The 25,298-nt window shown below is 60.7% G+C and carries 19 protein-coding genes and 1 tRNA gene; 12 read left to right on the forward strand and 8 right to left on the reverse strand.

From position 1 onward, the window contains the following. Window positions 1-103: 103 nt before the first annotated feature. Together ABLV04_RS02065 and ABLV04_RS02070 are read right to left on the reverse strand one after the other, a co-directional pair. Window positions 104-1,363 (reverse strand): integrase arm-type DNA-binding domain-containing protein, encoded by a 1,260-nt coding sequence (locus tag ABLV04_RS02065; protein ID WP_094354613.1) that lies wholly within the window; start codon window positions 1,361-1,363, stop codon window positions 104-106. Between the two features lie 199 nt (window positions 1,364-1,562). After that, window positions 1,563-1,647, reverse strand: a tRNA-Leu gene (locus tag ABLV04_RS02070). A 594-nt stretch (window positions 1,648-2,241) separates the two neighbouring features. Between ABLV04_RS02070 and ABLV04_RS02075 the strand changes: the two genes are divergently transcribed. The 8 genes from ABLV04_RS02075 to ABLV04_RS02110 all read left to right on the forward strand — a co-directional run bounded on the left by ABLV04_RS02075 (window position 2,242) and on the right by ABLV04_RS02110 (window position 10,628). Further along, complete coding sequence (locus tag ABLV04_RS02075; protein WP_348815292.1) at window positions 2,242-2,922, forward strand: carbonic anhydrase; 681 nt, start codon at window positions 2,242-2,244, stop codon at window positions 2,920-2,922. Beyond that, window positions 2,919-4,388, forward strand: coding sequence for a SulP family inorganic anion transporter (locus tag ABLV04_RS02080; protein ID WP_180266434.1), 1,470 nt, complete (start codon window positions 2,919-2,921; stop codon window positions 4,386-4,388). The genes ABLV04_RS02075 and ABLV04_RS02080 overlap by 4 nt, the downstream gene beginning before the upstream one ends. A 111-nt stretch (window positions 4,389-4,499) precedes the next feature. After that, on the forward strand, window positions 4,500-5,519 hold the full coding sequence (locus ABLV04_RS02085) for an NAD(P)-dependent alcohol dehydrogenase (RefSeq protein WP_348815294.1): 1,020 nt from the start codon (window positions 4,500-4,502) through the stop codon (window positions 5,517-5,519). 130 nt (window positions 5,520-5,649) lie between these two features. Further along, window positions 5,650-6,534 carry a sugar ABC transporter permease gene (locus ABLV04_RS02090; RefSeq protein WP_165453662.1) on the forward strand — a complete coding sequence of 295 codons (885 nt, stop codon included), beginning with the start codon at window positions 5,650-5,652 and terminating at the stop codon, window positions 6,532-6,534. Beyond that, complete coding sequence (locus ABLV04_RS02095; RefSeq protein WP_147734197.1) at window positions 6,524-7,411, forward strand: carbohydrate ABC transporter permease; 888 nt, start codon at window positions 6,524-6,526, stop codon at window positions 7,409-7,411. The genes ABLV04_RS02090 and ABLV04_RS02095 overlap by 11 nt, the downstream gene beginning before the upstream one ends. Before the next feature lie 10 nt (window positions 7,412-7,421). Further along, window positions 7,422-8,246: a phosphodiesterase gene (locus tag ABLV04_RS02100; RefSeq protein ID WP_085551683.1), complete on the forward strand. Its 825-nt coding sequence runs from the start codon at window positions 7,422-7,424 to the stop codon at window positions 8,244-8,246. Between the two features lie 5 nt (window positions 8,247-8,251). Continuing rightward, on the forward strand, window positions 8,252-9,325 hold the full coding sequence (locus tag ABLV04_RS02105; RefSeq protein ID WP_086076502.1) for an ABC transporter ATP-binding protein: 1,074 nt from the start codon (window positions 8,252-8,254) through the stop codon (window positions 9,323-9,325). Further along, window positions 9,318-10,628, forward strand: a complete 1,311-nt coding sequence (locus tag ABLV04_RS02110) for an ABC transporter substrate-binding protein (protein WP_147734196.1) — start codon at window positions 9,318-9,320, stop codon at window positions 10,626-10,628. The genes ABLV04_RS02105 and ABLV04_RS02110 overlap by 8 nt, the downstream gene beginning before the upstream one ends. 154 nt (window positions 10,629-10,782) lie before the next feature. Here ABLV04_RS02110 and iolE read toward each other — a convergent pair whose 3' ends face one another. From iolE to iolD, 4 genes are read right to left on the reverse strand one after another with little or no spacing between them, the layout of a single operon-like run. Then, a complete protein-coding gene (gene iolE, locus ABLV04_RS02115) occupies window positions 10,783-11,682 on the reverse strand; it encodes a myo-inosose-2 dehydratase (protein WP_147734195.1) in 900 nt (299 codons plus the stop codon). Window positions 11,683-11,705: 23 nt separating this feature from the next. Further along, window positions 11,706-12,590, reverse strand: coding sequence for a sugar phosphate isomerase/epimerase (locus ABLV04_RS02120; protein WP_004152193.1), 885 nt, complete (start codon window positions 12,588-12,590; stop codon window positions 11,706-11,708). Between the two features lie 41 nt (window positions 12,591-12,631). Continuing rightward, window positions 12,632-13,645 carry a Gfo/Idh/MocA family oxidoreductase gene (locus tag ABLV04_RS02125; RefSeq protein WP_004152192.1) on the reverse strand — a complete coding sequence of 338 codons (1,014 nt, stop codon included), beginning with the start codon at window positions 13,643-13,645 and terminating at the stop codon, window positions 12,632-12,634. A 46-nt stretch (window positions 13,646-13,691) separates the two neighbouring features. Then, complete coding sequence (gene iolD / locus ABLV04_RS02130; RefSeq protein WP_060592105.1) at window positions 13,692-15,632, reverse strand: 3D-(3,5/4)-trihydroxycyclohexane-1,2-dione acylhydrolase (decyclizing); 1,941 nt, start codon at window positions 15,630-15,632, stop codon at window positions 13,692-13,694. A gap of 505 nt (window positions 15,633-16,137) precedes the next feature. Between iolD and iolC the strand changes: the two genes are divergently transcribed. Together iolC and ABLV04_RS02140 are read left to right on the forward strand one after the other, a co-directional pair. Next, on the forward strand, window positions 16,138-18,051 hold the full coding sequence (gene iolC, locus ABLV04_RS02135; RefSeq protein ID WP_023291778.1) for a 5-dehydro-2-deoxygluconokinase: 1,914 nt from the start codon (window positions 16,138-16,140) through the stop codon (window positions 18,049-18,051). A 151-nt stretch (window positions 18,052-18,202) separates the two neighbouring features. Beyond that, window positions 18,203-19,060: a MurR/RpiR family transcriptional regulator gene (locus tag ABLV04_RS02140; RefSeq protein ID WP_004206536.1), complete on the forward strand. Its 858-nt coding sequence runs from the start codon at window positions 18,203-18,205 to the stop codon at window positions 19,058-19,060. A 1,122-nt stretch (window positions 19,061-20,182) separates the two neighbouring features. On the opposite strand, the gene iolB is transcribed toward ABLV04_RS02140, so the two are convergent. Both iolB and ABLV04_RS02150 read right to left on the reverse strand, forming a co-directional pair. After that, on the reverse strand, window positions 20,183-20,992 hold the full coding sequence (gene iolB, locus ABLV04_RS02145) for a 5-deoxy-glucuronate isomerase (RefSeq protein ID WP_023291777.1): 810 nt from the start codon (window positions 20,990-20,992) through the stop codon (window positions 20,183-20,185). 18 nt (window positions 20,993-21,010) lie between these two features. Then, the gene (locus ABLV04_RS02150; RefSeq protein ID WP_023291776.1) at window positions 21,011-22,516 is read right to left on the reverse strand and encodes a CoA-acylating methylmalonate-semialdehyde dehydrogenase; all 1,506 of its coding nucleotides are present in this window, start codon (window positions 22,514-22,516) and stop codon (window positions 21,011-21,013) included. A gap of 351 nt (window positions 22,517-22,867) precedes the next feature. Between ABLV04_RS02150 and ABLV04_RS02155 the strand changes: the two genes are divergently transcribed. Together ABLV04_RS02155 and ABLV04_RS02160 are read left to right on the forward strand one after the other, a co-directional pair. Then, window positions 22,868-23,689 carry a TIM barrel protein gene (locus ABLV04_RS02155; RefSeq protein WP_180266213.1) on the forward strand — a complete coding sequence of 274 codons (822 nt, stop codon included), beginning with the start codon at window positions 22,868-22,870 and terminating at the stop codon, window positions 23,687-23,689. A 97-nt stretch (window positions 23,690-23,786) separates the two neighbouring features. Further along, window positions 23,787-25,289, forward strand: a complete 1,503-nt coding sequence (locus tag ABLV04_RS02160; RefSeq protein ID WP_048336515.1) for a helicase HerA-like C-terminal domain-containing protein — start codon at window positions 23,787-23,789, stop codon at window positions 25,287-25,289. Window positions 25,290-25,298: the final 9 nt, after the last annotated feature.

Raw genomic sequence — 25,298 nt, forward strand, 5'->3', positions numbered from 1 at the left:
TTCTATGTAATTTTTAAAAATTACACATAAAACAGTCCATCTCAAGCGCTAAATAACACTTTAAAGCTTTGTATTTTCAAGGGGTTATAATACTTAAAAGGGTTTATCTTACTCCTTGCTTTGCAAAATCAAATGGACTAACTCCCTTCTCTCTATTCGCATCCAGATAATCAGCCCACCACTGCAGCATCAACCTACGCTCATCCAAATGCTCAGCCTTATGAATGTAAGCCGCACGAACTGAGCTACGTTCCATATGGCTCATCTGCCGCTCTACCGCATCCCTCGACCACAGCCCTGATTCAATCAACGAACTACAGGCCATAGTCCTGAAGCCATGCCCACATACCTCGACCTTCGTGTCATATCCCATTACGCGCAGCGCCTTGTTCACTGTGTTTTCACTCATGGGCTTACGAGGATTATGATCGCCAATAAAAACAAAATCACGATTCCCGCTGAGCTTATGAATCTGTTTTAGTATGTCGACTGCCTGCCGAGATAATGGTACCAGATGTGGGGTATGCATCTTCGAGCCACGCTGTGAATGCTTCACACCTTCGATAGCTACTCGTTCAGCCGGTATCGTCCACATCGCCGTTTCAAAATCTATTTCAGACCAACGAGCAAAGCGCAATTCGCTAGAGCGAATGAATATCAACAAGGTGAGTTCAACGGCCAGGCGGGTCAACAGGCGTCCCGTGTAACAGTCAATTCGGTGGAGTAGTTCAGGTAGGCGTTTCAGCTCAAGTGCAGGTCGATGGATACGGTTGCTGGAAGCAACTGCCCCAGCCATCTCTTGAGCCGGGTTGTAATCAATCAAGCCACTTTGAACGGCATAACGCATGATGGCAGTTGTTCGTTGCTGAAGACGAGAAGCGACTTCAAAGCGACCTGTAGCCTCAACAACTTTAATGGGGGCAAGCAGGTCGCGAGTCTTTAGCTCTTCGATACTGCGCTTGCCAATTGCAGAAAACAGATTGTCTTCCAGACTCTTCAGCACCCGTCGGCTATGTTCTTCTGACCATTTTTTATTTGCGGCATGCCACTCTCTGGCAACTGACTCAAAGGTAATATTTTCTTTCGCCTGTTCTTCTTTCACTGCACGTTTGTGTTCGCGAGGGTCGATTCCAGCAGCAACAAGTCTCCTAGCCTCTTCTCTTTTTTGACGGGCATCAGCCAGTGAAGTTTCAGGGTAAACACCGAAAGCCATCAGGTGTTGCTTGCCACCGAAGCGAAAGCGGAACCGCCAGTATTTTGAGCCGTTGGGATGAATCAGCAAAAACATGCCATCCCCATCGACAAGGGTGTACTCCTTTTCCTGCGGTTTTGCAGAACGCACTTTAGTATCTGTCAGAGCCATAAAAGTTCTCCTTCCATGTGCCGCCGTGAGTATACAACCATTATCGAACCAGCATATATACTCGGTTCTATACTCACAAGCGACTTGATGTGGGTTGACTCAGATTGACTTCTGTTGAAAGGAAAATCGCGTAAAGCCTTGTGTAGCGCAGATTTCAGGCACAAAAAAAGACGTCCGTTGACGTCTATTGATGTTCCGATGGTGCCGAAGGCCGGACTCGAACCGGCACGTATTTCTACGGTTGATTTTGAATCAACTGCGTCTACCGATTTCGCCACTTCGGCACTGAAGGGGATGCGGAAACGTTCTGGATTATACCTGTCGGCGGCGGCCATGCAAGCGACAGCGTGCCGTCATTGCGCTAAGTGTTGAAAAAAACAGCGCTATCCTGCGCGGTGTCACCTTTTAACGCCGTTCCATAGCGCGACGGCCACCAGCAATCTTCCTCTCACCCTCCCGCAAACCCAACCCCACCAGCCAGCCGTTCCCCCTTCCCGCTCAATAACACCCCAAAACCACTCAAACTTATCTCAAATTTTTCTCACCACGCTCTCACCTGCATCCCCATCACAATCCATCTCTCCCCAAACAAATCCCCAAAATCCACTCCCCAACTATTCTCCCAACCCCTCCCACCATCATTCCCACATATTCCAGAAAGTTTTAGCCAATGCCTTTTTGTTATTCACTCGCCCCGCAGTCAAATATTAATTTCATCAATATTTTTATAACTTTACATTAATGAAAAGTTTTCTTTTTGCCGTTTATTCCAGGATTTTCCTCAGGCGTGAAGGGTTCCGGTAAACACTATTTTTACTAGTCGCTGTACGAGTCTTGATGGACATATTCACTCGATGAATTAACTCAGGAGAATACTTGTGACGACGTTAAAACCTTTGCTGGCCCGCAACCGCAGCTGGGCGCTGCAGAAGTGTCAGCATGACCCGGACTATTTCGAAAAATGGGTCGACGGGCAGCGGCCCCACTCGCTGTGGATCGGCTGCTCAGACAGCCGCGTTCCCGCCGAGGTGCTCACCGGCAGCCAGCCCGGCGAGCTCTTTGTCCACCGCAATATCGCCAACATGCTCAATCCCGCCGACGACAACGTCATGAGCGTCCTGCAGTATGCCCTCCACTACCTTGAGGTGGAGCGGGTGGTGCTCTGCGGCCACTACGGCTGCGGCGGCGTGCAGGCGGCGCTCTCTCTGCCCACCCTGCCGCTGGCGCAGGAACCCTCGGCGCTGGCTCGCCGCATCGGCCAGCTGCGCCACACCCTGCATCACGAAATTGCGCAGATCGCCGATGGATGTGGTGTTGCGGCCTCCCCCGGTGTTGGCGCCAGCGCCAGCACCGACACGGAGCCCTCTCGCCATGCGCTGGACGCCCTGGTGGAAGCCAACGTTCGCGCCCAGTTCGCCCGTCTGCTGGAGAGTGAACCGGTGCAGACGGTGCTCGCCAGCAGGCGGCCGCTCAGCCTGCACGGCTGCGTCTACGATCTGGCTTCCGGCCATTTAACCACCCTCGTCGAACACCTCTCACCGCAGGAGCACGCCCCATGAACACACTTCGTCAGGACTCCCTCGCCGGCATCGTCGTCTTCCTTGTCGCCCTGCCGCTGTGCCTCGGCATCGCCCAGGCCAGCGGCTTACCGCCCTTCGTTGGCCTGCTGACCGGCATCATCGGCGGCCTGGTCGTCACCGCCCTCAGCCCCTCCCGCTTCGCCGTCAGCGGCCCCGCCGCCGGACTGGTCACCATCGTCGTCGCCGCCATTGAATCCCTGGGTTCCTTCTCCGTCTTCCTGATGGCGCTGGTGCTGGCCGGCGTGCTGCAGCTGCTGTTCGGCATTCTGCGGGCCGGGCGTTTTATCTCGCTGGTTCCCGCCAGCGTCATCAAAGGCATGCTGGCGGCGATCGGCATCCTGCTGATTATGCAGCAGATCCCCGTCGCGCTCGGTACGGCGGAAGAGACCGGGCTTGCCGATGTGGTTCAGGGCAATGCCGCTTTCTCCGTCACTGCGATTGCCGTCGCCGCGGGCGGCCTGCTGGTGCTCTGGCTCTGGGGCTCGCCGCTTATCCGCCGGGTGAAGAGCCTGCGCTGGATCCCCGGGCCGCTGATCGCCGTCCTGCTCGGCTGCGTGACCACCCTGCTGCTGACCCATTTTGCGCCGCAGCAGCTGGCCGCCCTGCCGCGTATTACCCTGCCGGCGTTCGGCAGCCTCGGCGACCTGCTGGGCGAGCTGGAGTCTCCGGCGTGGAGCGCGTGGCGCAATCCGTCGGTGTGGATGGTGGCGGTGACCCTGGCGCTGGTCGCCAGCCTCGAAACCCTGCTCAGCCAGGAGGCGCTGAAAAAGCTGCGCCCGCAAAATCCGCCCCCTTCGCCGAACCGCGAAATGGTCGCCCAGGGCGTCGGCAACCTGCTCTCCGGCGTGCTGGGGGCGATGCCGATCACCGCGGTGATCGTCCGCAGCTCGGTGAACGTCAGCAACGGCGCGCAAAGCAAACTGTCGATCTTTATCCACGGCGTGCTGCTGTTGATCTGCGGCCTGTGGTTCAGCGGCCTGCTGACCCTGATCCCGCTCGCCAGCCTCGCCGCCGTGCTGCTCTATACCGGCTATAAGCTGGCGACGCCGCGGCTGTTCATCGAGCAGTTCCGCCAGGGGGCGGCGCAGTACGTCCCCTTCCTCGCCACTATCGGCGGGATTATCGCCTTCGGCATGCTGGCGGGGATCGGGATTGGTCTTGCCACCCAGATGGCGTTCAGCCTCTGGCGCAGCCATCGTCACTCGCTGCAGCTGGCGCGCTACGATGACCACTACGTGCTGCGCATCCAGCAGAATCTGACCTTTATGCACAATCCGCATCTGCTGGCCCTGCTGGCGAAAATTCCGGAAAAGAGCGTGGTGATCGTCGAGCACGACAGCGTCGGCTACCTCGATCCGGACGTGCAGGCGGTGCTGGATGATTTTGCCGAGAGCGCCCCGCAGCGCGGCATCCACCTTAATCAGTGGCCGCTGGCCAGCCGCTGACCTTAACGGGCGGCTGGTCCGCCCGCTTCGCTACCCCTCCGATTGCCAAGCGCCGGGGAATACCATGCTCTACACTTTCTGGGTTATCACGCCAACCCCAAGGAAATAAACATGAGCATCATTAAAAGCTACGCCGCCAAAGAAGCGGGCGCCGATCTGTCGCTGTGGGAATACGATGCCGGCGAGCTGCAGCCGGAAGATGTCGAAGTTGAGGTGGAATACTGCGGGATCTGCCATTCTGATCTGTCGATGATCGACAACGAATGGGGGATGTCGAGCTACCCGCTGGTGGCCGGTCACGAGGTGATTGGCCGGGTGGCGGCGCTGGGCAGCGCGGCGCAGGATAAAGGGCTGAAGATTGGCCAGAAGGTCGGCATCGGCTGGACGGCGCGCAGCTGCGGCCATTGCGACGCCTGCATCAGCGGCAACCAGATCAACTGCCTGGAAGGCTCGGTGCCGACCATTCTCAACCGCGGCGGCTTCGCCAATAAGCTGCGCGCCGACTGGCAGTGGGTGATCCCCCTGCCGGAGAGCATCGATCTGGCGTCCGCCGGCCCGATGCTGTGCGGCGGCATCACCGTCTTTAAACCGCTGCTGACCCACCACGTCACCGCCACCAGCCGCGTCGGGGTGATCGGCATCGGCGGCCTCGGCCATATCGCCATTAAGCTGCTGCGGGCGATGGGCGCGGAAGTGACCGCCTTCAGCTCCAACCCGGCCAAAGAGCAGGAAGTGCTGGCGATGGGCGCCGATCGCGTGGTCAACAGCCGCGATCCCGAAGCCTTAAAAGCGCTGGCCGGCCAGTTCGACCTGATTATCAACACCGTCGCCGTCGACCTCGACTGGCAGCCGTACTTTGAAGCGCTGGCGTACGGCGGCAACTTCCACACCGTCGGCGCGGTAATGAAGCCGTTCCCGGTGCCGGCCTTTACCCTTATCGGCGGCGACCGCAGCATCTCCGGCTCGGCGACCGGTAACCCGTCCGAACTGCGCACGCTGATGAAGTTCGCCGGGCGCAGCAAGGTGGCCCCAACCACCGAGCTGTTCCCGATGTCGCAGATTAACGAAGCGCTGAAGCACGTTCGCGAAGGCAAAGCCCGCTACCGCACGGTGCTGAAAGCCGACTTCTGATGGTTCTCTCCCGCCGGGCGGCCCGCTCGCCCGGCGTTTTTCCCGTCGCTTCATCAAACCGTCATCTCCCCGCCATGCCTCTGTAGTCATTGCTTACCACAATCCGGGCTTCGATAAATGGCTGAACGAGATGTGCGTCACCATGAGAAAGACCTGGCTTCCCTGGCTGATCCTGTCGCCTTCCCTGCTGTTTTTACTGCTGTTTACCTGGTTCCCGCTGGGGCGTTCGGTGTATGACAGCCTGTTTGATACCCGCATGGCCAGCGACGGCGCGCAGTACGTCGGGCTGGATAATTTCGCCCGCCTGTTTGCCGATAACGTCTTTTGGCAGTCGCTGGGCAATAACTTGCTCTATATCCTGCTGACGGTGGTGCCCGGGGTGACCCTCGCCCTGCTGCTGGCGGTCGCCCTGAGCGAGAACCATCGCGTCAACCGCTGGCTGCGCACCGCCTTCTTCTTCCCGATGATTATCCCGATGGTCAGCGCCGCCGCGCTGTGGCTGTTTATCTTTATGCCCGGCCTCGGCCTGCTCGACCACTATCTGGCGAAGCTGTTCGGGCCGATGAACAACAACTGGCTGGGGCGCAGCAACAGCGCGCTGCTGGCCCTGGCGCTGATCGGCGTGTGGAAGTTCGCTGGCTACTACATGCTGTTTTTCCTCGCCGGGCTGCAGAGCATTCCGGCCTCGACGCGGGAAGCGGCGCTGATGGAGGGGGCTACCCGCACGCAGGTCTTTTTTAAAGTCACGCTACCGCTGCTGCGCCCGACGCTGAGCTTTGTGATCACCACCGCGCTGATCTACTCCATCACCCAGATCGACCACGTGGCGGTGATGACCCGCGGCGGGCCGGACAACGCCACCACCGTGCTGCTCTATTACATCCAGAATCTCGCCTGGGATACCCATGATCTCGGTAAAGCCTCCGCCGCCACCTTCCTGACCCTGGCCGGGCTGTTCGCTTTCTCGCTGATTAACCTGAAACTGCTGGAGAAAGGAGCCCACTATGAGCGCTGACATCTCGCCGCTGCTGGTCCGCACGCCAGCCGCCGCCCGTCCGCTGTGGCTGCGCCTGCGCCGCTCGTCGCCCTTTACGCTCACAGTATTAATGTGCTGCCTGGCGCTGCTGTGGGTCAGCCCGTTTATCTGGATGCTGGCCACCTCGTTCAGCGCCACCACCTTCGGGGAAGATATGGCCTCGCTGCTGCCGCGTCTGCCGCTGACGCTGAATAACTTCCGCGATGCCTGGGCCAGCGCCGACTGGCTGAGCCTGTACGCCAACACCCTTATCTTCACCTTCGGCACCTTCTTCGTGCAGCTGTTGACCATCACCACCGCCGGGTACGTCTTCGCCTGCCACGAGTTTCGCGGCAAGCAGACGCTGTTTCTTCTGTTCCTCGTCCAGTTGATGATCATGCCGGTAGTGATGATGGTGCCGAACATGCTGACCCTGAAAACCTTCGGCCTGCTCAACACCCTCACCGGGGTGATGATGCCCTACTTCACCTCGGCGTTCGGCGTGTTCCTGATGCGTCAGGCGTTCCTCGCCATTCCGAAAGAGCTGGAGGAGGCGGCGCTGATGGAGGGCTGCCGCTGGTGGCAGGTGCTGTTCCGCGTGCTGCTACCGATGTCCTGGCCGTCGGTGCTGGCCTTCGCCACCGTCAGCATTACCTACCACTGGAACGAATACCTGTGGCCGCTGATGATGCTCAACGATCCCGATAAGCAGGTGCTGACCGTCGGGCTGGTCTCCTTCGCCATGGGCGCCGAATCCGGCGGCCAGTGGGGCACCATCGGCGCCGGCACGCTGATGGTCTGTCTGCCGCTGATGCTGGCGTTCATCCTTTTTCAGAAACAGTTCCTGCGGAGCTTCGGCTTCTCCGGGATCAAATAAGGAGTGATTCATGCTGTTAGCGCACATTTCCGATACCCATTTCCGCAGCCGCGGCGAAAAGCTGTACGGCTTTATCGACGTCAATGCCGCCAACGCCGACGTGGTCTCCCAGCTTAACGCGCTGCGCGAGCGCCCGGACGCGGTGGTGGTGAGCGGGGATATCGTCAACTGCGGCCGCCCGGCGGAGTATCAGGTGGCCCGCCAGATCCTCGGCAGCCTGAACTATCCGCTGTATCTGATCCCCGGCAACCACGACGACAAAGCCCATTTTCTGGAGCATCTCCACCCGCTGTGCCCGCAGCTGGGCAACGATGCGCAAAATATGCGCTATGCGGTGGATGACTTCGCCACCCGCCTGCTGTTTATCGATTCCAGCCGCGCCGGCACCTCGAAGGGCTGGCTGACCGACGAGACCATCGGCTGGCTGGAAGCCCAGCTGTTCGAGGGCGGCGACAAACCGGCGACCCTCTTTATGCACCACCCGCCGCTGCCGCTGGGCAATGCGCAGATGGACCCGATCGCCTGCGAAAACGGCCACCGTCTGCTGGCGCTGGTGGAGCGTTTCCCGTCGCTGACGCGCATCTTCTGCGGCCACAACCACAGCCTGACCATGACCCAGTATCGCCAGGCGCTGATCTCCACTATCCCCGGCACCGTCCATCAGGTGCCGTACTGCCACGAAGACACCCGGCCCTATTACGACCTTTCTCCGGCCTCGTGCCTGATGCACCGCCAGGTCGGCGAGCAGTGGGTGAGCTACCAGCACTCGCTGGCCCACTACGCCGGGCCGTGGCTGTACGACGAAAACATCAGTTGCCCAACGGAAGAGCGCTAACCGCCATGCTCAGTCTGCAAAACATCAGTAAACGTTTCGACGGCAAGCCGGCGCTCAGCGCCCTGTCGCTGGATATTCACGAAGGCGAATTCGTGGTGCTGGTCGGCCCGTCGGGCTGCGGGAAAAGCACCCTGCTGCGCCTGCTCGCCGGCCTGGAGCCGGTCAGCGAAGGCCAAATCTGGCTGCATGATGAGAACATCACCGCCACCACGCCGCGCGAGCGCAACTTCGCGATGATCTTCCAGAACTATGCCCTGTTTCCGCATCTGTCGGTGCGCGACAACATCACCTTCGGCATGAAGGTGCGCAAGGAAGAGAAAAGCAGCTGGCAGCCGCGGGTGGACAACGTGGCGCAGATGCTGCAGCTGGAGGCGCTGCTCGATCGCAAACCGGCGAAGCTCTCCGGCGGCCAGCGCCAGCGGGTGGCGATGGCCCGGGCGATTGTGCGTAATCCGCGGCTGTTCCTGATGGACGAGCCGCTCTCCAACCTCGACGCCCGCCTGCGCAGCGAAGTGCGCGACAGCATTATGGCGCTCCATCAGCAGCTGAAAACCAGCACCATCTATGTGACCCACGACCAGACCGAGGCGATGTCGATGGCCGACCGCATCGTGGTGATGAACGGCGGCCACGTGCAGCAGGTCGGGCGCCCGGAGTATCTCTACGCCAACCCGGCCAACCTGTTCGTCGCCGGGTTTATCGGTTCGCCGGCGATGAACCTGCTGTCGCTGCCCTGCGCCAACGGTGAAGTACTGTTGGGAGAACAGCGCCATCCGCTGCCGCCGCGCCACCGGGATCAGACCCGCGTCTGGCTGGGCATTCGCCCGGAACATATTACCGACCGCGTAGAGGAGGGCCATCTGCGCCTGCCGGCCACCGTTCTGCAACGAGAACTGATGGGGGCCGACTACCTGCTCCACGTCAGCACCCCGATCGGCACCCTGCGCTTTAGCCGCCGCCACCGCGGCACGGTGCCGGAGAAAGGCGAGTCGCTACCGATCGGTTTTTCGCCTGCCGATGTGCATCTTTTTCATGCTGAGACCCAGCATAATTTACTGATGGAGTGTAATCATGTTTAAACCTCTTACGGTAGTCGCGGTTAGCCTCAGTCTTGCCCTGAGCGGCGCGGCGCTGGCGAAAGAGAAAATAGACTTCATGTTCCCGGCGCCGGTGGACGGCAAGCTGACCATGGAGATGACCCGCGTCATTAAGCAATTCAACGACTCGCAGCAGGATGTGGAAGTGCGCGGCATCTTCACCGGCAACTACGACACCACCAAGATCAAAGCCGAATCGGCGCAGAAGGCCGGCCAGCCGCCGGCTCTGGTGATCATGTCCGCTAACTTCACCACCGATCTGGCGCTGAAGGATGAGATCCTGCCGATGGATGAGTTGTTTAAATATGGCGATCAAAAGGCCGGCGATTTTCTGCAAAAAGAATTCTGGCCCGCGATGCATAAGAACGCCCAGGTGATGGGCACCACTTATGCGATCCCGTTCCATAACTCGACGCCGATCCTCTACTACAACAAGACGATGTTCGATCGGGCCGGGATCAAACAGCCGCCCCAGACCTGGGCCGAGCTGCTGGCCGATGCCAAAAAGCTGACCGACGAGAGCACCGGCCAGTGGGGGATCATGCTGCCGTCGACCAACGACGACTACGGCGGCTGGATCTTCTCGGCGCTGGTGCGCGCCAACGGCGGAAAATACTTTAACGAAGATTATCCGGGCGAAGTGTATTACAACTCGCCGACCGCCATCGGCGCCCTGCGCTTCTGGCAGGATCTGATCTACAAGGACAAGGTGATGCCGTCCGGGGTGCTGAACTCGAAGCAGATCAGCGCTGCGTTCTTCTCCGGCAAGCTCGGGATGGCGATGCTCAGCACCGGCGCGCTGGGCTTCATGCGCGAGAACAGCAAAGACTTTGAGCTTGGGGTAGCGATGCTGCCGGCCAAAGAGCAGCGGGCGGTGCCGATCGGCGGCGCCAGCCTGGTGAGCTTTAAAGGCATCAACGAGGCGCAGAAGAAAGCGGCGTATCAGTTCCTGACCTATCTGGTGAGCCCCGACGTGAACGGCGCGTGGAGCCGCTTTACCGGCTACTTCTCGCCGCGCAAGGCGTCATACGATACGCCGGAGATGAAGGCCTATCTGCAGCAGGATCCGCGGGCGGCGATCGCGCTTGAGCAGCTGAAGTACGCGCATCCGTGGTACTCCACCTGGGAGACCGTGGCGGTGCGTAAGGCGATAGAGAACCAGCTGGCGGCGGTAGTTAACGATGCCAAAGTGACGCCGGAAGCGGCGGTGCAGGCGGCGCAGAAGGAAGCCGACGCGCTGATGAAACCTTATGTGGATAAAACCGCGCTGGCGGAAGTGAAGTGACGCTTTACCCGTCATCGTCACCCTCTCCCTGAGGGAGAGGGGACGGTCCGGCGCCGGGGTTAAGATCCAGTCAGGCGGTTTGCAAGCGGGAACAGGGATTGAGAAAGGAAAAAAAGCAGGCCATACCCGGTATGGCCTGAAAATGTCACAACGATTAGATCCCTGCCGTTTCGCGGATATATTTGCGCGCTTTTACGGCGTATTCGAAAGGATTGGCCAGAGCAGGATCCTGCTCGGCTTCCACCACCATCCAGCCTTTATAGCCAAAGTCGTCCAGCAGCTTGAACACCGGACGGAAATCGATCACCCCGTCGCCCGGGACGGTGAAGGTGCCTTTTTTCACGCCGTCGAGGAACGACAGGCCGTCGCGGCGCACCTGGTCGATCACCGGCGGGCGGACGTCCTTCAGGTGAACGTGGTTGATGCGCGGCAGATACTTTTTGAGGATCGCCAGCATCGGCGCTTCGCCGCCTTCGGAGTACCAGGCGTGGCCGGTGTCGAACAGCAGGAAGATGCGCTCGTCCACCAGCGACATAAACTTGTCGATTTCCGCAGTGGTCTGGATGCCGGTGCCCATGTGGTGGTGCAGACAGACCTGCATCCCCTTCTCCGCCGCCAGGCGACCAAGGGTGTTGTAGCCTTCCGCCACCCGCTGCCACTCTTCGTCGCTGAAGCACGGCTTCGCATCGCCGAGAATCGGCTTATCCAGCCCCTGGATGCTGCCGCTCTGCTCGGAGCAGCCGATGACCTTCGCGCCCATCGCATGGAGGAAGTTCATGTGATTGACGAATTCATCAATGGTTTTTTCCCGCTGGCCGTTAGCGAAAAAGGTGCTGAACCATGCGTTGCAGATCTGAATGCCGCGGATGTCCAGCATCGGCTTGAGAACCGCCGGATCGCGCGGATATTTGCTGCCGACTTCGCTGCCGGTAAAGCCGGCCAGCGCCATTTCGCTGACGATCTGCTGGAAAGTATTTTCGCTGCCGAGCTCCGGCATATCATCGTTAGTCCAGCCGATTGGGGCGATAGCCAGTTTGACGTTATCTTTGTTCATAGTAGGGCTCCTGCCGCTGCGCCTTAGCGGCGCAGCAATTCACGTTCAATGAGTTCACGGGTTTCCACTGCCTGGTATTTCATTTTTTCCGGGTAGCCAAACAGCGAGGTGGCGACAATCGGCTCCCCGCCGACCTTGAAGGTCTGCTCGGCGAATTTCATTTCGCGCAGGGTGCGGAACAGCGCGTCGAAATCCACATCCCCTTCCCCGACGCCTACGTGCTGGTGCACCACGGCATCCACGCCCGGCGGGTTAACGATATAGCGGCAATGTTTCGTATGATTGCGGGTATCCGCAATCAGGACATGGGAGAGATCGCTCCCGGCATAGCGCAGCATGCTCGCCACGTCGCCGACGCCTTTGTCGTAGAAAAAGGTGTGCGGCACGCTGTAGACGTACTTCACGTTATCGCTGCGGAACGACTTCACGATATCGACGGTTTCATTGTTCTCTTCGCAGAAATCCCAGGGATGCGCCTGGATCTCCACGCGGATGCCTTCCCGCTCAAAAATCGGCAACAGCTCTTCCATCGAGCGATAGAACATTTCATCGCAGATCTCAGGCTGATTCGGATCGCCGGAGAACTCGGTGTTGATCACCTGAACGCCCATCTCCACCGCAATTTCCACCAGCCGTTTCCAGTTTTTCACCGCCGCCTGGCGGCGCAGTTCGTCCGGGCCGGACCAGCGGTAGACGCAGATAAACGACGACAGCTCAAGGCCGGTATCGCGCAGCGCCTGCTTGTACTCGGCCATGATCTCCCGGCTGGCGCGCGGGTGCTTGTAGAACGGGTTAATCTGCGGGTGCGGCGACTGTTCAATGTACTTGTAGCCCCACTCCGCTACCTGATGGACCATGCGGGTGATCCCGAGGTCCTTAATCACATCCACATCAAAGGCAATTTTCATCGTCGTTACCTGTGCAAAGAAGTTCCGTCGGCAAAGCGTGCTTAACGTTTGTAGAATGCCGGGCACTCAGGCAGCGTCACCTCAACCGGCTCGCTGGTTCCCTGCGCTTTAATGCAGGCGTCCGCCGCTACCGACGCCGCATAGCCGTCCCAGGCCGACGGGCCGTGCAGCTGACCGGCTTTGACGTCGTTGATAAAGGCCTGCAGTTCGACGTCGTAGGCTTTGATAAAGCGGTCTTTCCAGTCGGTCAGAATGGCGGTCGACAGGCTGGCGGACTTGCGCATCTGGACGGCAGACGGCTCCGGCAGACGGGCAATCCCGGTCTCGCCGACCACTTCGCACTGGATGTCATACCCGTACTGGCAGTTCACGAACACCTCGACGTCGATCAGGGTGCCTTTTTTGGTTTCAAAGGAGACGATCTGCGGATCTTTCAGGCGCGCATGGGTGTGCGAGGTGGAGCGCGGGAAGCGCACCTGCACGGAACGGTAGTCATCGTTCAGCAGCCAGCGCAGCACGTCCAGCTCGTGGATCAGGGTGTTGGTGATCGCCATATCGGTGGTGTAGTTCTCGCCAACCGACTGGTTGCGGTGGGCGCAGCGCAGCATCAGCGGCGCGCCGATATCGCCATCGTCGATCACTTTTTTCAGCGCCAGATAGCCTTCGTCGTATGGGCGCATAAAGCCAACCTGCACCAGGCGACGGCCGGCCTTCATTTCAGCATCGACGATACGGCGGCAGCCTTCCGCAGACATCGCCAGCGGTTTTTCGCAGAACACCGGCTTACCGGCGGCGATGGCGGCCAGGGTGTACTCTTCGTGGGTCGGGTCCCAGGAGGTGACCAGGATGGCATCGACATCGCTGGCGTTAATCACGTCGTGGCCGTCGGCGTAGACTTCCGCCTGCACGCCCGGCAGCGCGACCGCCGCACGGGCGTTGTCGGCATTGATATCAGACACCGCCACAACGGTGGCGCCCTGCAGAACCTGGGTGCAGCGACGGATGTGTTCTTTACCGATAGCGCCAGCGCCGATGACACCTAATTTGAGCGACATAATGGTTTTCTCCGTAAGTCTGTAGGATTCAGGGTGGATGTTCGTTTTAGTAATCACGCGCCTGGGCGCGCTTTTCATTAATCATTTGCGCAACTTTGCGGATCCGCTCTGAGAGCGCCGTCTGGGCGACCCCGACGTTCCACCAGCTGCCGTATTTGTGCACCATGGTCTTCGGCAGTACTTTAATATCAATCAGGGTGCTGACCGTTTCGCGACGGGCGGCGTCCAGCGCGTGGCGCAGTTCGTCCAGGGTGGTGACGCGCCAGGTTTTGCAGCCGTAGCCGGCGGCGATGGTGGCGAAGTCCACCGGCACCAGACCGCCCTGCAGCTGGCCGGTTTCCGGCTGGCGGTAGCGGAACTCGGTGCCGAAGCTGTCCATCCCGTGCTCCATCTGCAGGTTGTTGATGCAGCCGTTGGCCATGTTGTCGAACAGTACGACGTTGATCTTCGCCCGCTCCTGCAGGGAGGTGACCAGCTCAGAGTGGAGCATCATGAACGAGCCATCGCCGACCAGGGAGTAGACTTCGCTCTGCGGCTGCGCCAGCTTCACCCCCAGCGCCGCGTTGACTTCGTATCCCATGCAGGAGTAGCCGTACTCCACGTGATAGGTGTTTTCCGCGCGGTTGCGCCAGACGCGCTGCAGATCGCCGGGCAGGCTGCCCGCCGCCGCGACGATCACCGCCTCGGCCGGCAGCGTTTCATTCAGTACCCCGAGGACGCTGCTCTGGGTCAGGGTGGAGTCGGTGATCTGGCGGAACTCGCGATATACCGATTCGCGATCGAGATGATCGTCGATCTCCGGCACAAAGGATTTCTCCTGCCACACCGCCTGGTACACGCGCTGGGTCTCTTTTAACTGACGGCTCTGCACGCTCTCGATCTGCGCGCCCCAGCCGGCCTGCCAGCCGCTGTCCGCCAGCGCCGCGCCGAGGGCGGTCATCGCCTCCCGGGCGTCCGCCAGCATGGCAATGCCGTCCAGCTTCCAGGCGTCGAAGTTGCTGACGTTAATATTCAGGAAACGCACCTCCGGGTGCTGGAAAATCCATTTCGAGGCGGTGGTAAAATCGCTGAAACGGGTGCCGACGCCGATCACCAGGTCGGCCTCTTTCGCCAGCAGGTTCGCCGCCAGACAGCCCGTCTCGCCGACGCCGCCGACGTTCAGGGGGTGAGAAGAGACCACCGTCCCCTTCCCGGCCTGGGTTTCGGCAAAAGGCACTCCGTAGCGCTCGGCGAAACGGGACAGCGCTTCGCCCGCGCCGGAGTATTTCACCCCGCCGCCGCAGACGATCAGCGGTTTACGGCTGGCTTTGATGGCCGCCACGGCGTCCGCCAGCTGCGCGGCGCTGGCCGGACGGCGATCGAGACGGTGTACGCGACGCGCAAAGAAGGATTCCGGGTAGTCCCAGGCTTCGCCCTGCACATCCTGCGGCAGGCACAGCGTCACTGCGCCGGTTTCCGCCGGGTCGGTCAGGACGCGCATGGCGTTGATGCAGGCGCTCATCAGCTGTTCCGGGCGGGTAATGCGGTCCCAGTATTTGCTGACCGCGCGGAAGGCGTCATTGGTGCTGATGCTGAGATCGTAGCTCTGTTCAATCTGCTGGAGCACCGGGTCCGGCTGGCGGGTGGCGAAGACATCGCCCGGCAGCAGCAGCAGCGGAATGCGGTTGGCGCTGGCGGTGCCGGCGGCGGTGATCATGTTGGCCGCCCCCGGGCCGATGGAGGAGGTGCAGGCGATAATCTGCCGGCGCAGGGCCTGGCGGGCAAAACCGGTGGCCGCGTGGGCCATCCCCTGCTCGTTGCGCCCCTGATAGACGCGCATGTCGCCGCTATCCTGCTCCAGCGCCTGCCCCAGCCCCAGGACGTTGCCATGGCCGAAAATCGCAAAAATGCCTTTCACGAACTTCAGCTCTTCGCCATCCACTTCCAGGTACTGGTTATCGAGGAACTTCACCAGCGCCTGCGCCGTTGTCAGTCTCAGTTTGCCCATGTTGCACAATCCTTATTGTTCAGTATTTGTGTGTGGCGTCGCGCCGATGCCGCCGGGGCCGTCGTTCACGTCACTGGAATACCTGTGGATTATAGGCAAACATTTTTTTCATTAAATACAAATACAGAAGAAATATTTCATTTTGCGAGAAGGATCAAACTCTCTACCCATTTCATACGTTTCACTTACATTCCTGACACGTTTTCGGGTCCTGTTTGGCGGCGCCAGACGGCAATATCCCCTTAAAAATCATAGGTAAATGGCTATCGTTTGGCGTTTCATTTTTCTCCGGGTCGACAGAGGGGGCGATCCGCGCTAACGCGAGGCTCAGTGCGGCAGAGTGGTAGATCCCTCACACTTTTGGTTTTTTAATTTCGAACGAGTTTGCAAATGAAATATTTATTTCTCAAACTAAGGGTAACCAATAACCCTCAGGCTGTTCACGGAGTCGACGTCGGGATCCCGACCCTTCCAGGCAGCAGACACCAAAAAGGAAATCCTAGCTATGAATGCAGCAGTAAAGCGGCTCGACGTCATCTGTATAGGTCGGGTGGCCGTCGACCTCTATGCCCAGCAGATCGGTTCGCGGCTAGAAGACGTTGCCAGTTTCTCGAAATATCTGGGCGGCTCCTCCGGCAACGTGGCCTTTGGCACCGCGATTCAGGGGCTGAAATCGGCCATGCTGGCGCGCGTTGGCGATGAACACAACGGCCGTTTCCTGCGTGAAACGCTCAACCGCGCCGGGGTGGATACCGAGTATCTGATTACCGACAAATCCCGCCTGACCGCGCTGGTGATGCTGGGGATCAAGGATCAGGAGACCTTCCCTCTGATTTTCTACCGCGATAACTGCGCCGATATGGCCTTAACGCCTGACGACATCAGCGAGGAGTATATTGCCTCCTCCCGGGCGCTGGCGGTGACCGGCACCCACCTGTCGCACGCCAACACCCGCGCCGCGGTGCTGAAGGCGCTGGAGTACGCTCGCCGTCACGGCCTGCGTACCGCGCTGGATATCGATTACCGTCCGGTGCTGTGGGGGCTTACCTCGCTCGGCGATGGCGAAACCCGTTTCATTGAGTCCGGGCCGGTCACCAGCCAGCTGCAGGAAGTGCTGCATCTGTTCGATTTGGTGGTGGGAACCGAAGAAGAGTTTCATATTGCCGGGGGCAGCACCGATACCCTGACCGCGTTGAAAAATGTGCGCCATGCCACCAAAGCCACCCTCGTCTGCAAGCGCGGACCGATGGGCTGCGTGGTGCTGGAAGGCGACATCCCGGACAGCTGGGACCAGGTGCCGCTGCAGCAGGGCGTGCGCGTGGAAGTGCTCAACGTGCTGGGCGCCGGAGATGCCTTTATGTCGGGCCTGCTGCGCGGCTGGCTTAACGACGAGGGCTGGGAGCAGGCTTGCCGTTACGCCAACGCCTGCGGGGCGCTGGTGGTCTCCCGCCACGGCTGCGCGCCGGCGATGCCGACCAAAGTCGAACTCGATGACTACCTGCAGCGCGCCGAATCGGTGCCGCGCCCGGACGTCGACGAGCGCCTCAACCATCTGCACCGGGTGACCAGCCGCCGCCAGCAGTGGCCGGAGCTGTGCATTTTCGCCTTCGACCATCGCAAACAGCTGGCCGACCTGGCGCGGGAGACCGGGCGCGATGAAGCCTGCATTCCGCAGCTCAAGCTGCTGTTGTTGGCCGCGGCCGAAGCGGCGGCGCAGGAGGCGGGACTCGACCAGCGCAGCGGCATTCTGGCCGACGGCACCTACGGCCAGCGTGCGCTGAACGCCATTACCGGCAAGGGCTGGTGGATCGGGCGCCCTATCGAACTGCCCAGCTCGCGCCCGCTGCGTCTGGAGCATGGCAACATCGGCTCGCAGCTGATCGACTGGCCGCTGGAGCATGTCGTCAAATGTCTGGTCTTCTATCACCCGGACGACCCGGCGGCGCTGCGTGAAGAGCAGGACGCTCTGCTGCTCGAGGTGTGGCAGGCCTGTAACAAATCAGGCCACGAGCTGCTGCTGGAGGTGATCCTCCCGGAAAATGGCCCGGACAAAGACGAGCGCCATTACCACACCATGCTGGAGCACTTCTATCAGCTGGGGATCAAGCCGGACTGGTGGAAGCTGCCGCCGCTCTCCAGCGCCAGCTGGCAGCAGATCACCGCCCTTATCGAGCGCGAAGATCCGTGGAGCCGCGGGATCCTGATCCTCGGTCTCGATGCGCCTTCCGACAAACTGCGCGCCGGTTTCGCCGAGGCGGCCGCACACCCGATGATCAAAGGTTTCGCCGTCGGGCGCACCATCTTTGGCCAGCCGTCGCGGCGCTGGATGCAGGGCGAGCTCAGCGATGAGGCGCTGATAGAGGAAGTAAAACGCAACTACCTGACGCTCATTGGCTACTGGCGCGAAGCCCGCCGCTGATCCCCCAACGCCCGTCTCCGTCACCTTGCGGAGCGGGCGTTTTTCTGTTTCTTCGTGAAATGAATCGCGTATTTCGTCGCAATAAATGAAAAATTCGCTTCATTTGGTACACTGGAAGCCATATTCCTTCCATTTTCTCAGAGCGCACTCTATGGCCAATAACCCAACACAGCTGACCATCCTGCAGGATGAAATCAGGCGTCGCTACGATACGTTAAGCAAACGTCTGAAACAGGTCGCCCGCTATATCCTTGATAACAGCAATAGCGTGGCTTTCGATACCGTGGCCTCCATTGCGCAACAGGCGGATGTTCCCCCTTCCACGTTGATTCGTTTTGCCAACGCCTTCGGCTTCAGCGGCTTTAACGAAATGAAACAGATGTTCAAGCAGCATTTGATGGAAGAGACCGCCAACTATACCGAGCGCGCCCGTCTGTTCCGCCAGACCACCAGCGATGAGTCCAGCCCGCCGGAAACGCCGACGGAGATCCTCAATATGTTCACGATGGTGAACAACCAGGCGCTGCAGCAGCTGGCGATGCAGACCTCCAGCGATGAGCTGGAGCGCGCGGTGGCCCTGCTGGGCGAGGCGGAAAATATCTACGTCATTGGCCTGCGCCGGTCGTTCAGCGTCGCTTCCTATCTGACCTATGCGCTGCGCCACCTCGATCGCAAAGCCTTTCTGATCGACGGCCTCGGCGGCATGTTCACCGAGCAGCTGAGTCTGGTCGGCCCGAAAGACGTGGTGGTGGCGGTGAGCTTCTCGCCGTACGCCCGGGAAGTGGTCGAGCTGGTGGAGCTGGGCGCGCAGCGCAAAGCGCGGCAGATCGCCATTACCGACAGCCAGGTCAGCCCGCTGGCGGCCTTCAGCGATGTCTGCTTTGTGGTGCGGGAAGCGCAGGTGGATGGCTTCCGTTCGCAGGTTGCTTCCCTGTGCCTGGCCCAGACGCTGGCGGTTTCGCTGGCGCTGAACAGCAGTCAGGAGTCCGAGGCCAAGCAGAAGGCGTGAGATAGGCCGCCTGGCGTCGATTGCGCGGCGGCGCGGGATAAGCCTGCGGGGGGACCCCGTAGGCCGGATAAGCGTAGTCGTTGTAGGCCGGATAAGGCGAAGCCGCCATCCGGCACAAAGGAGGTTGCGTGCCAGCGCTCATCGCCCGGCGGCGCTGCGCTTGCCGGGCGTGTGATATATGCGCCTGCGGGTCGCCGTAGACACTGTTTTCGGTTTGCAACTTTCCCGGCCAGACAAAGCGTTTATCACGTATAACTTCAGTGAAATTTGCGCTCCCGGTTAATTTTCTGCGTTATGCCTGGCATGGCGCAGGGAGCGCACAGGGGGCGGCCAGTCGCCGCCGCCCCCTGTACCCCCGGGCTCCGGCCAGCAAAATCGCCGCTACGCGGTCCCTTCGACTTATCCCTGCAGGCTTCGGGTCGGGCCGAGGCAGCGTCCGTGCAAAACACGGCCCTCAGCCCGCATCCATGCGGGCTGCCCCGGCCTTCCGGGAACGTCTCAGCGATTTTGAGGCCGTCAGCACCGGCAGTTTCAGCAACAATGGTGAATAAATTAACGACAGGTCGTACGAACGTAGGCCGGGTAAGGCGCCAGCCGCCACCCGGCAACATGACGGGTATCGAGCCTGATATCTTGCCCGGTGGCGCTGCGCTTACCGGGCCTACGAGGTATGAGCCTGTGAGAGGCCCCCGTAGGCCGGATAAGGCGAAGCCGCCATCCGGCACAAGACGGGTATGGCGCCAGAGGTGTCCTGCCCGGCGGCGCTGCGCTTGCCGGGCCTACGAGGTATGAGCCTGTGAGAGGCCCCCGTAGGCCGGATAAGCGTAGCGCCATCCGGCACAAGACGGGTATAGCGCCAGAGGTGTCCTGCCCGGCGGCGCTGCGCTTGCCGGGCCTACGAGGTATGAGCCTGTGAGAGGACCCCGTAGGCCGGATAAGCGTAGCGCCATCCGGCACAAGACGGGTATGGCGCCAGAGGTGTCCTGCCCGGCGGCGCTGCGCTTGCCGGGCCTGGGAGTGGGATTCCGCGGAGCCTTTCGCGAAAAAACACCCGCAGCCCATAGACAAGAAGGCCGGTTAGCATCGCTAACCGGCCTTTTTTATCGGCGTCTGCGCGTCACGTTAGTCGTGGCGCGGATATTCCGGGGTGTTGATCCAGGCGTGGTCCTCTTCCCAGGTGAACAACCATTTCCGATCCGGCCCGGCCATGACGTTCAGATAATAGCTGTCGTAACCGGCAATCGCCGCCACCGGATGGTAACCGCGCGGCACCATCACCACATCGTGGTTATAGGGCGCCATGCAGGCGTCCAGGCTGCGGTCGTCGGTGTAGACCCGCTGGAAGGCAAAGCCCTGCGGCGGATCGAAGCGGTGATAGTAGGTCTCTTCCAGCTGCGTCTCTTTGCCCGGCTGGGCGGTATCGTGCTTATGCGACGGCCACGAGCTGGTGGCCCCTTCGTCGGTGTAGACCTCGACCACCAGCAGGCAATCCGCCTCGGCGCTGTCCGGCAGAATATTATGCACCCGGCGCTGGTTGCGCCCTTTCCCGCGGTGCTCCACGCCGACGTCTTCCGGCCGAATCAGGCGTGCCGGGAAACTGCCTTTGCCCGGCGCGCTACACACCGCCAGCTCCAGATCGGAATCGGCGGTCACCTCGACCCGATCCTGCGGTGGCACGTACACCGACCACGGCGGGGTGCGTTCAAACGGCGACATTCGTTTACCGAGATTCGGGAAATCGGCCTGCTGCGTTTTCACCGACGCCAGGCCGGCGACCAGCACCAGGCACAGCTCGCGGTCGCCGCTCTCCAGCGTCACGGTCTGCCCTTTTTTCAACATCCAGACATCAAAGCCGATATAGCGCCAACCGGCGCTCTGCGGCGTAATGTGCTGGATCTGTCCCTCTTTTCGCGATTTAGCCAGTAACGACATGGCGCTCTCCTTCGCCGATTAACCTAACGTCGGCATGCTGAATTCAGATACGGTCTGCTGCCCTGCCGGCCAGCGTACGGTGGCGGTCTTCATGCGCGTGTAGAAGCGCACGCCGTCCGGCCCGTGGACGTTCAGCGCGCCAAACACTGAGCGCTTCCAGCCGCCGAAGCTGTGGAACGCCATCGGCACCGGGACCGGCACGTTCACCCCGACCATCCCCGCCTGCACGTCATGGACGAATTCACGCGCGGTGTGGCCGTTGCTGGTGAAGACGGCGCTGCCGTTGCCAAACTCGTGGCTGTTGACCAGTTCGAGGGCGCTGTCATAGTCCGCCGCGCGCACAATCCCCAGCACCGGGCCAAAGATCTCTTCGCGCCAGATGGTCATCTCCGGGGTGACGTGATCGAACAGGGTGCCGCCGATATAATAGCCCGCGTCGTAGCCCGGCACGCGCAGTTTGCGGCCATCGACCACCAGTTTTGCCCCTTCGCTTTCGCCTTTATCAATATAGCCGAGCACTTTTTTCTGGTGAGTATCAGACACCACCGGCCCCATCTCGTTCTCTTCCTGGCCGCGCATGCAGCCCGGGCCCACTTTCAGCGCTTCCACCAGCGGCTTCAGGCGAGCGATCAGTTTGTCGGCGGTTTCATCTCCCACCGCCACCACCACCGGCAGCGCCATGCAGCGCTCGCCTGCGGAACCGAAGGCGCCGCCCATAATGGCGTTAACGGTGGCGTCGAGATCGGCATCCGGCATCACTATCGCGTGGTTCTTGGCGGCGCCGAAGGCCTGCACGCGCTTGCCGTGGGCGCTGGCGGTCTTATAGATATACTCCGCCACGCCGGAGGAGCCGACGAAGCTCACCGCCGCAATGCGCGGGTCAGTGTACAGCTGCTCGGCATCTTCATTGCTGCAGTGCACGACGTTAAACACGCCGTCCGGCAGACCGGCCTCTTTCAGCAGCTCTGCCAGACGCACGGCGGCCGTTGGCGCCAGCGCCGGCGGCTTGAGGACGAAGCTGTTGCCGCAGGCCAGCGCCAGCGGGAACATCCACATCGGCACCATCGCCGGGAAGTTGAACGGGGTGATCCCGGCCACCACGCCCAGCGGCTGCATCAACGAGTAGCTGTCGACGCCGGTGCCGACGTCAGAGGAGTATTCGCCTTTAATCAGGTGCGGGATCCCGCAGGCGAATTCGACCACTTCCATGCCGCGGGTCAGCTCGCCCAGCGCATCCGACCACACTTTGCCGTGCTCGCTGACGATGATCCCCGCCAGCTCTTCCACGTGCTGCTCCAGCAACATTTTAAAGTTGAACAGCACGCGGGCGCGGCGCAGCGGCGTGGTGCGAGACCAGCTGTCAAACGCATCGCGAGCAACCTGAATCGCCTCAGAGACTTCCTGCGCGGTCGATACCGTGACTTCGCGCACCGCTTTGCCCGTCGCCGGATCGTACACCGGCATCGTTTCGTTGCTGCTGCTGATAACGGTTTTCCCGCCAATAAAGTTTCCTGTGATCGTCATGTTCTCGCCTCATAGTGAAGAGGGCCAGCGCACGCCGGCCCGTCGCTGATTCTGCTGTGCTATAACCGTAGTAAAATGAAATTTATATTTCAACATTGTTGTGAAATGAAATTTCATTTTGGTGATAACAGTCGCATTTTGCGCTCACGCATCGCTTACGCGCTTCCCCCATCGAGCCGCGCCGCCTCGCGATACCTGGCTCCCGGTCCCGGTCGCTCCCGCCGCGGCAGCCGGGAATATTTTGCGAGGCAGCTCAAACAATCATCATTTTCATTCTTGCTTATTTTGGAATAAACGTTTTGACTGTTAGCCAATTGAACGAACCCAACCCTCTTCCGTCAGGAGTGTCCTATGGCCATCGCAATGCAACGTTTTTGTATTAACCGCAAAATCGCGCCAGCGCTCAGCATTGAAGCGTTTTTCCGTCTGGTGAACCGTCTGGGCCTGAATAAAGTCGAGCTGCGCAACGATTTACCCAGCGGGAAAGTGACCGACGATCTGAGTCATCAGCAGGTGCGCGAGCTGGCGGCGCGTTACCACATCGAGATCCTGACGATTAACGCGGTCTATCCCTTTAACCGCCGTAGCGAAGAGGTGCGGCAGCTGACCGAGTCGCTGCTGAAAGAGGCCCAGGCCATCGGCGCCAAATCGCTGGTGCTCTGCCCGCTCAACGACGGCAGCGAGGTGCCGGCCAGCGACACTCTGAGCGCCCTGCGCGACCTGGCGCCGCTGTTCGCCTTCTACGGCATCCACGGCCTGGTGGAGCCGCTGGGCTTCCCGCAAAGCTCACTGCGATCGGCGCACCAGGCGCAGACGCTGATCCATGACGCCCGCGTGCCGTTTAAGCTGCTGATCGACACCTTCCATCACCATCTCTACCCGCAGGCGGCGGACGAGTTCAGCCAGGTGGAGGTGGCGGACATCGGTCTGGTACACCTCTCCGGGGTGGACGATACCCGTCCGCGCGAGCAGCTCACCGATGCCGAGCGCATCATGCTGACGCCGAAGGATCGCCTCGGCACCTGCGAGCAGGTTAAAGCGCTGGAAGCCCGCGGCTATCAGGGGGTATACGCTTTTGAACCCTTCGCTCCCGAGCTGGCGCAGTGGAGCGAAGCGGATATCGAGCACGAAATTGAGCAGAGCATTGCGCTCATCCAACGCCACTGCGCCTGAGGCCTCTCGCGACAGCGTGCGCGGCGCGTGACGATTTCCCCAACGCCGAACGACGAGGTTGCCTATAATCGTCGCAGGATAAATGGAGGAATCGATCATGAGCTCACCCCTGTTGATTGCGCGCACGCTGGATAACGCGCTCTATTTGTTGCCCGCGATGGCCAACCGCCATGGGCTGATCACCGGTGCGACCGGCACCGGTAAAACCGTCACCCTGCAAAAGCTGGCTGAGTCGTTCTCGGAAATTGGCGTGCCGGTATTTATGGCGGACGTCAAGGGCGACCTGACCGGCATTGCCGCCGCGGGGCAGAGCTCAGAGAAACTGCAGGCGCGGCTGGAGAAGATCGGCGTCAGCGACTGGGAGCCGCACGCCAACCCGGTGGTGCTCTGGGATATCTTTGGCGAGAAGGGCCACCCGGTTCGGGCGACGGTCTCCGATCTTGGCCCCCTGCTGCTGGCGCGCCTGCTCAATCTCAATGAGGTGCAGAGCGGCGTGCTGAACATTATTTTCCGCATCGCGGACGACCGCGGTCTGCTGCTGCTCGACTTCAAAGACCTCCGCGCCATCACCCAGTTTATCGGCGACAACGCCAAATCTTTCCAGAACCAGTATGGCAATATCAGCAGCGCCTCGGTCGGCGCCATCCAGCGCGGACTGTTGACCCTGGAGCAACAGGGCGCCGGGCACTTCTTCGGCGAGCCGATGCTGGATATTGCCGACTGGATGCGCGTCGATGCCAGCGGCAAAGGGATAATCAATATCCTCAGCGCCGAAAAGCTCTACCAGATGCCGAAGCTCTACGCCGCCAGCCTGCTGTGGATGCTCTCCGAGCTGTACGAGCGTCTGCCGGAGGCGGGCGATCTCGACAAGCCCAAACTGGTGTTCTTCTTCGATGAGGCGCATCTGCTGTTCAACGACGCGCCGCAGGTGCTGCTGGATAAAATCGAACAGGTGATCCGTCTTATTCGCTCCAAGGGCGTCGGCGTCTATTTTGTCTCGCAGAACCCGGCGGATATACCCGACGCCGTGCTCGGCCAGCTGGGCAACCGCGTACAGCACGCGCTGCGCGCCTTTACGCCGAAGGATCAGAAAGCGGTGAAAACCGCCGCCCAGACCATGCGCGCCAACCCAGCCTTCAGTACCGAGCAGGCGATCCAGGAGCTGGGCACCGGCGAGGCGCTGATCTCCTTCCTCGATGAGAAAGGCAGCCCCTCGGTGGTCGAGCGGGCGATGGTTATCGCCCCCTGCTCGCGAATGGGGCCGGTCAGCGATGATGAGCGCAATGGCCTGCTGAATCACTCGCCGCTGTACGGCAAGTATGAAGAAGAGGTGGACCGCGAGTCGGCCTTCGAAATGCTGCAGCAAGGGGTGCAGGTCACTACCGAGCAGCAGTCGGCTCCGCCGGCGAAGGGTCAGCAGAGCGGGGATGACGATGGGCTGCTCGGCGGCCTGAAAGATATCCTGTTCGGCAGCACCGGCCCGCGCGGCGGCAAACGCGACGGTATCGTGCAGACCGCGGCGAAAAGCGCGGTTCGCCAGGTCACCAATCAGATCGTCCGCGGCATGCTGGGCAGTCTGCTGGGCGGCCGCAAGCGCTAAAAAAAAGCC

This window comes from Klebsiella sp. JN_Kp127, assembly GCF_040062505.1.
In the GTDB taxonomy this organism is placed as follows: Bacteria; Pseudomonadota; Gammaproteobacteria; order Enterobacterales; family Enterobacteriaceae; genus Klebsiella; species Klebsiella quasipneumoniae.

Coding starts and splice junctions, on each gene's coding strand:
- ABLV04_RS02095 (WP_147734197.1), top strand. CDS start 6,524: ATGAGCGCTGACATCTCGCCGCTGCTGGTCCGCACGCCAGCCGCCGCC.
- ABLV04_RS02080 (WP_180266434.1), top strand. CDS start 2,919: ATGAACACACTTCGTCAGGACTCCCTCGCCGGCATCGTCGTCTTCCTT.
- ABLV04_RS02150 (WP_023291776.1), bottom strand. CDS start 22,516: ATGACGATCACAGGAAACTTTATTGGCGGGAAAACCGTTATCAGCAGC.
- ABLV04_RS02155 (WP_180266213.1), top strand. CDS start 22,868: ATGGCCATCGCAATGCAACGTTTTTGTATTAACCGCAAAATCGCGCCA.
- ABLV04_RS02065 (WP_094354613.1), bottom strand. CDS start 1,363: ATGGCTCTGACAGATACTAAAGTGCGTTCTGCAAAACCGCAGGAAAAG.
- ABLV04_RS02110 (WP_147734196.1), top strand. CDS start 9,318: ATGTTTAAACCTCTTACGGTAGTCGCGGTTAGCCTCAGTCTTGCCCTG.
- ABLV04_RS02100 (WP_085551683.1), top strand. CDS start 7,422: ATGCTGTTAGCGCACATTTCCGATACCCATTTCCGCAGCCGCGGCGAA.
- ABLV04_RS02160 (WP_048336515.1), top strand. CDS start 23,787: ATGAGCTCACCCCTGTTGATTGCGCGCACGCTGGATAACGCGCTCTAT.
- ABLV04_RS02085 (WP_348815294.1), top strand. CDS start 4,500: ATGAGCATCATTAAAAGCTACGCCGCCAAAGAAGCGGGCGCCGATCTG.
- ABLV04_RS02140 (WP_004206536.1), top strand. CDS start 18,203: ATGGCCAATAACCCAACACAGCTGACCATCCTGCAGGATGAAATCAGG.
- iolE (WP_147734195.1), bottom strand. CDS start 11,682: ATGAACAAAGATAACGTCAAACTGGCTATCGCCCCAATCGGCTGGACT.
- iolB (WP_023291777.1), bottom strand. CDS start 20,992: ATGTCGTTACTGGCTAAATCGCGAAAAGAGGGACAGATCCAGCACATT.
- iolD (WP_060592105.1), bottom strand. CDS start 15,632: ATGGGCAAACTGAGACTGACAACGGCGCAGGCGCTGGTGAAGTTCCTC.
- ABLV04_RS02090 (WP_165453662.1), top strand. CDS start 5,650: ATGTGCGTCACCATGAGAAAGACCTGGCTTCCCTGGCTGATCCTGTCG.
- ABLV04_RS02125 (WP_004152192.1), bottom strand. CDS start 13,645: ATGTCGCTCAAATTAGGTGTCATCGGCGCTGGCGCTATCGGTAAAGAA.
- ABLV04_RS02105 (WP_086076502.1), top strand. CDS start 8,252: ATGCTCAGTCTGCAAAACATCAGTAAACGTTTCGACGGCAAGCCGGCG.
- ABLV04_RS02120 (WP_004152193.1), bottom strand. CDS start 12,590: ATGAAAATTGCCTTTGATGTGGATGTGATTAAGGACCTCGGGATCACC.
- iolC (WP_023291778.1), top strand. CDS start 16,138: ATGAATGCAGCAGTAAAGCGGCTCGACGTCATCTGTATAGGTCGGGTG.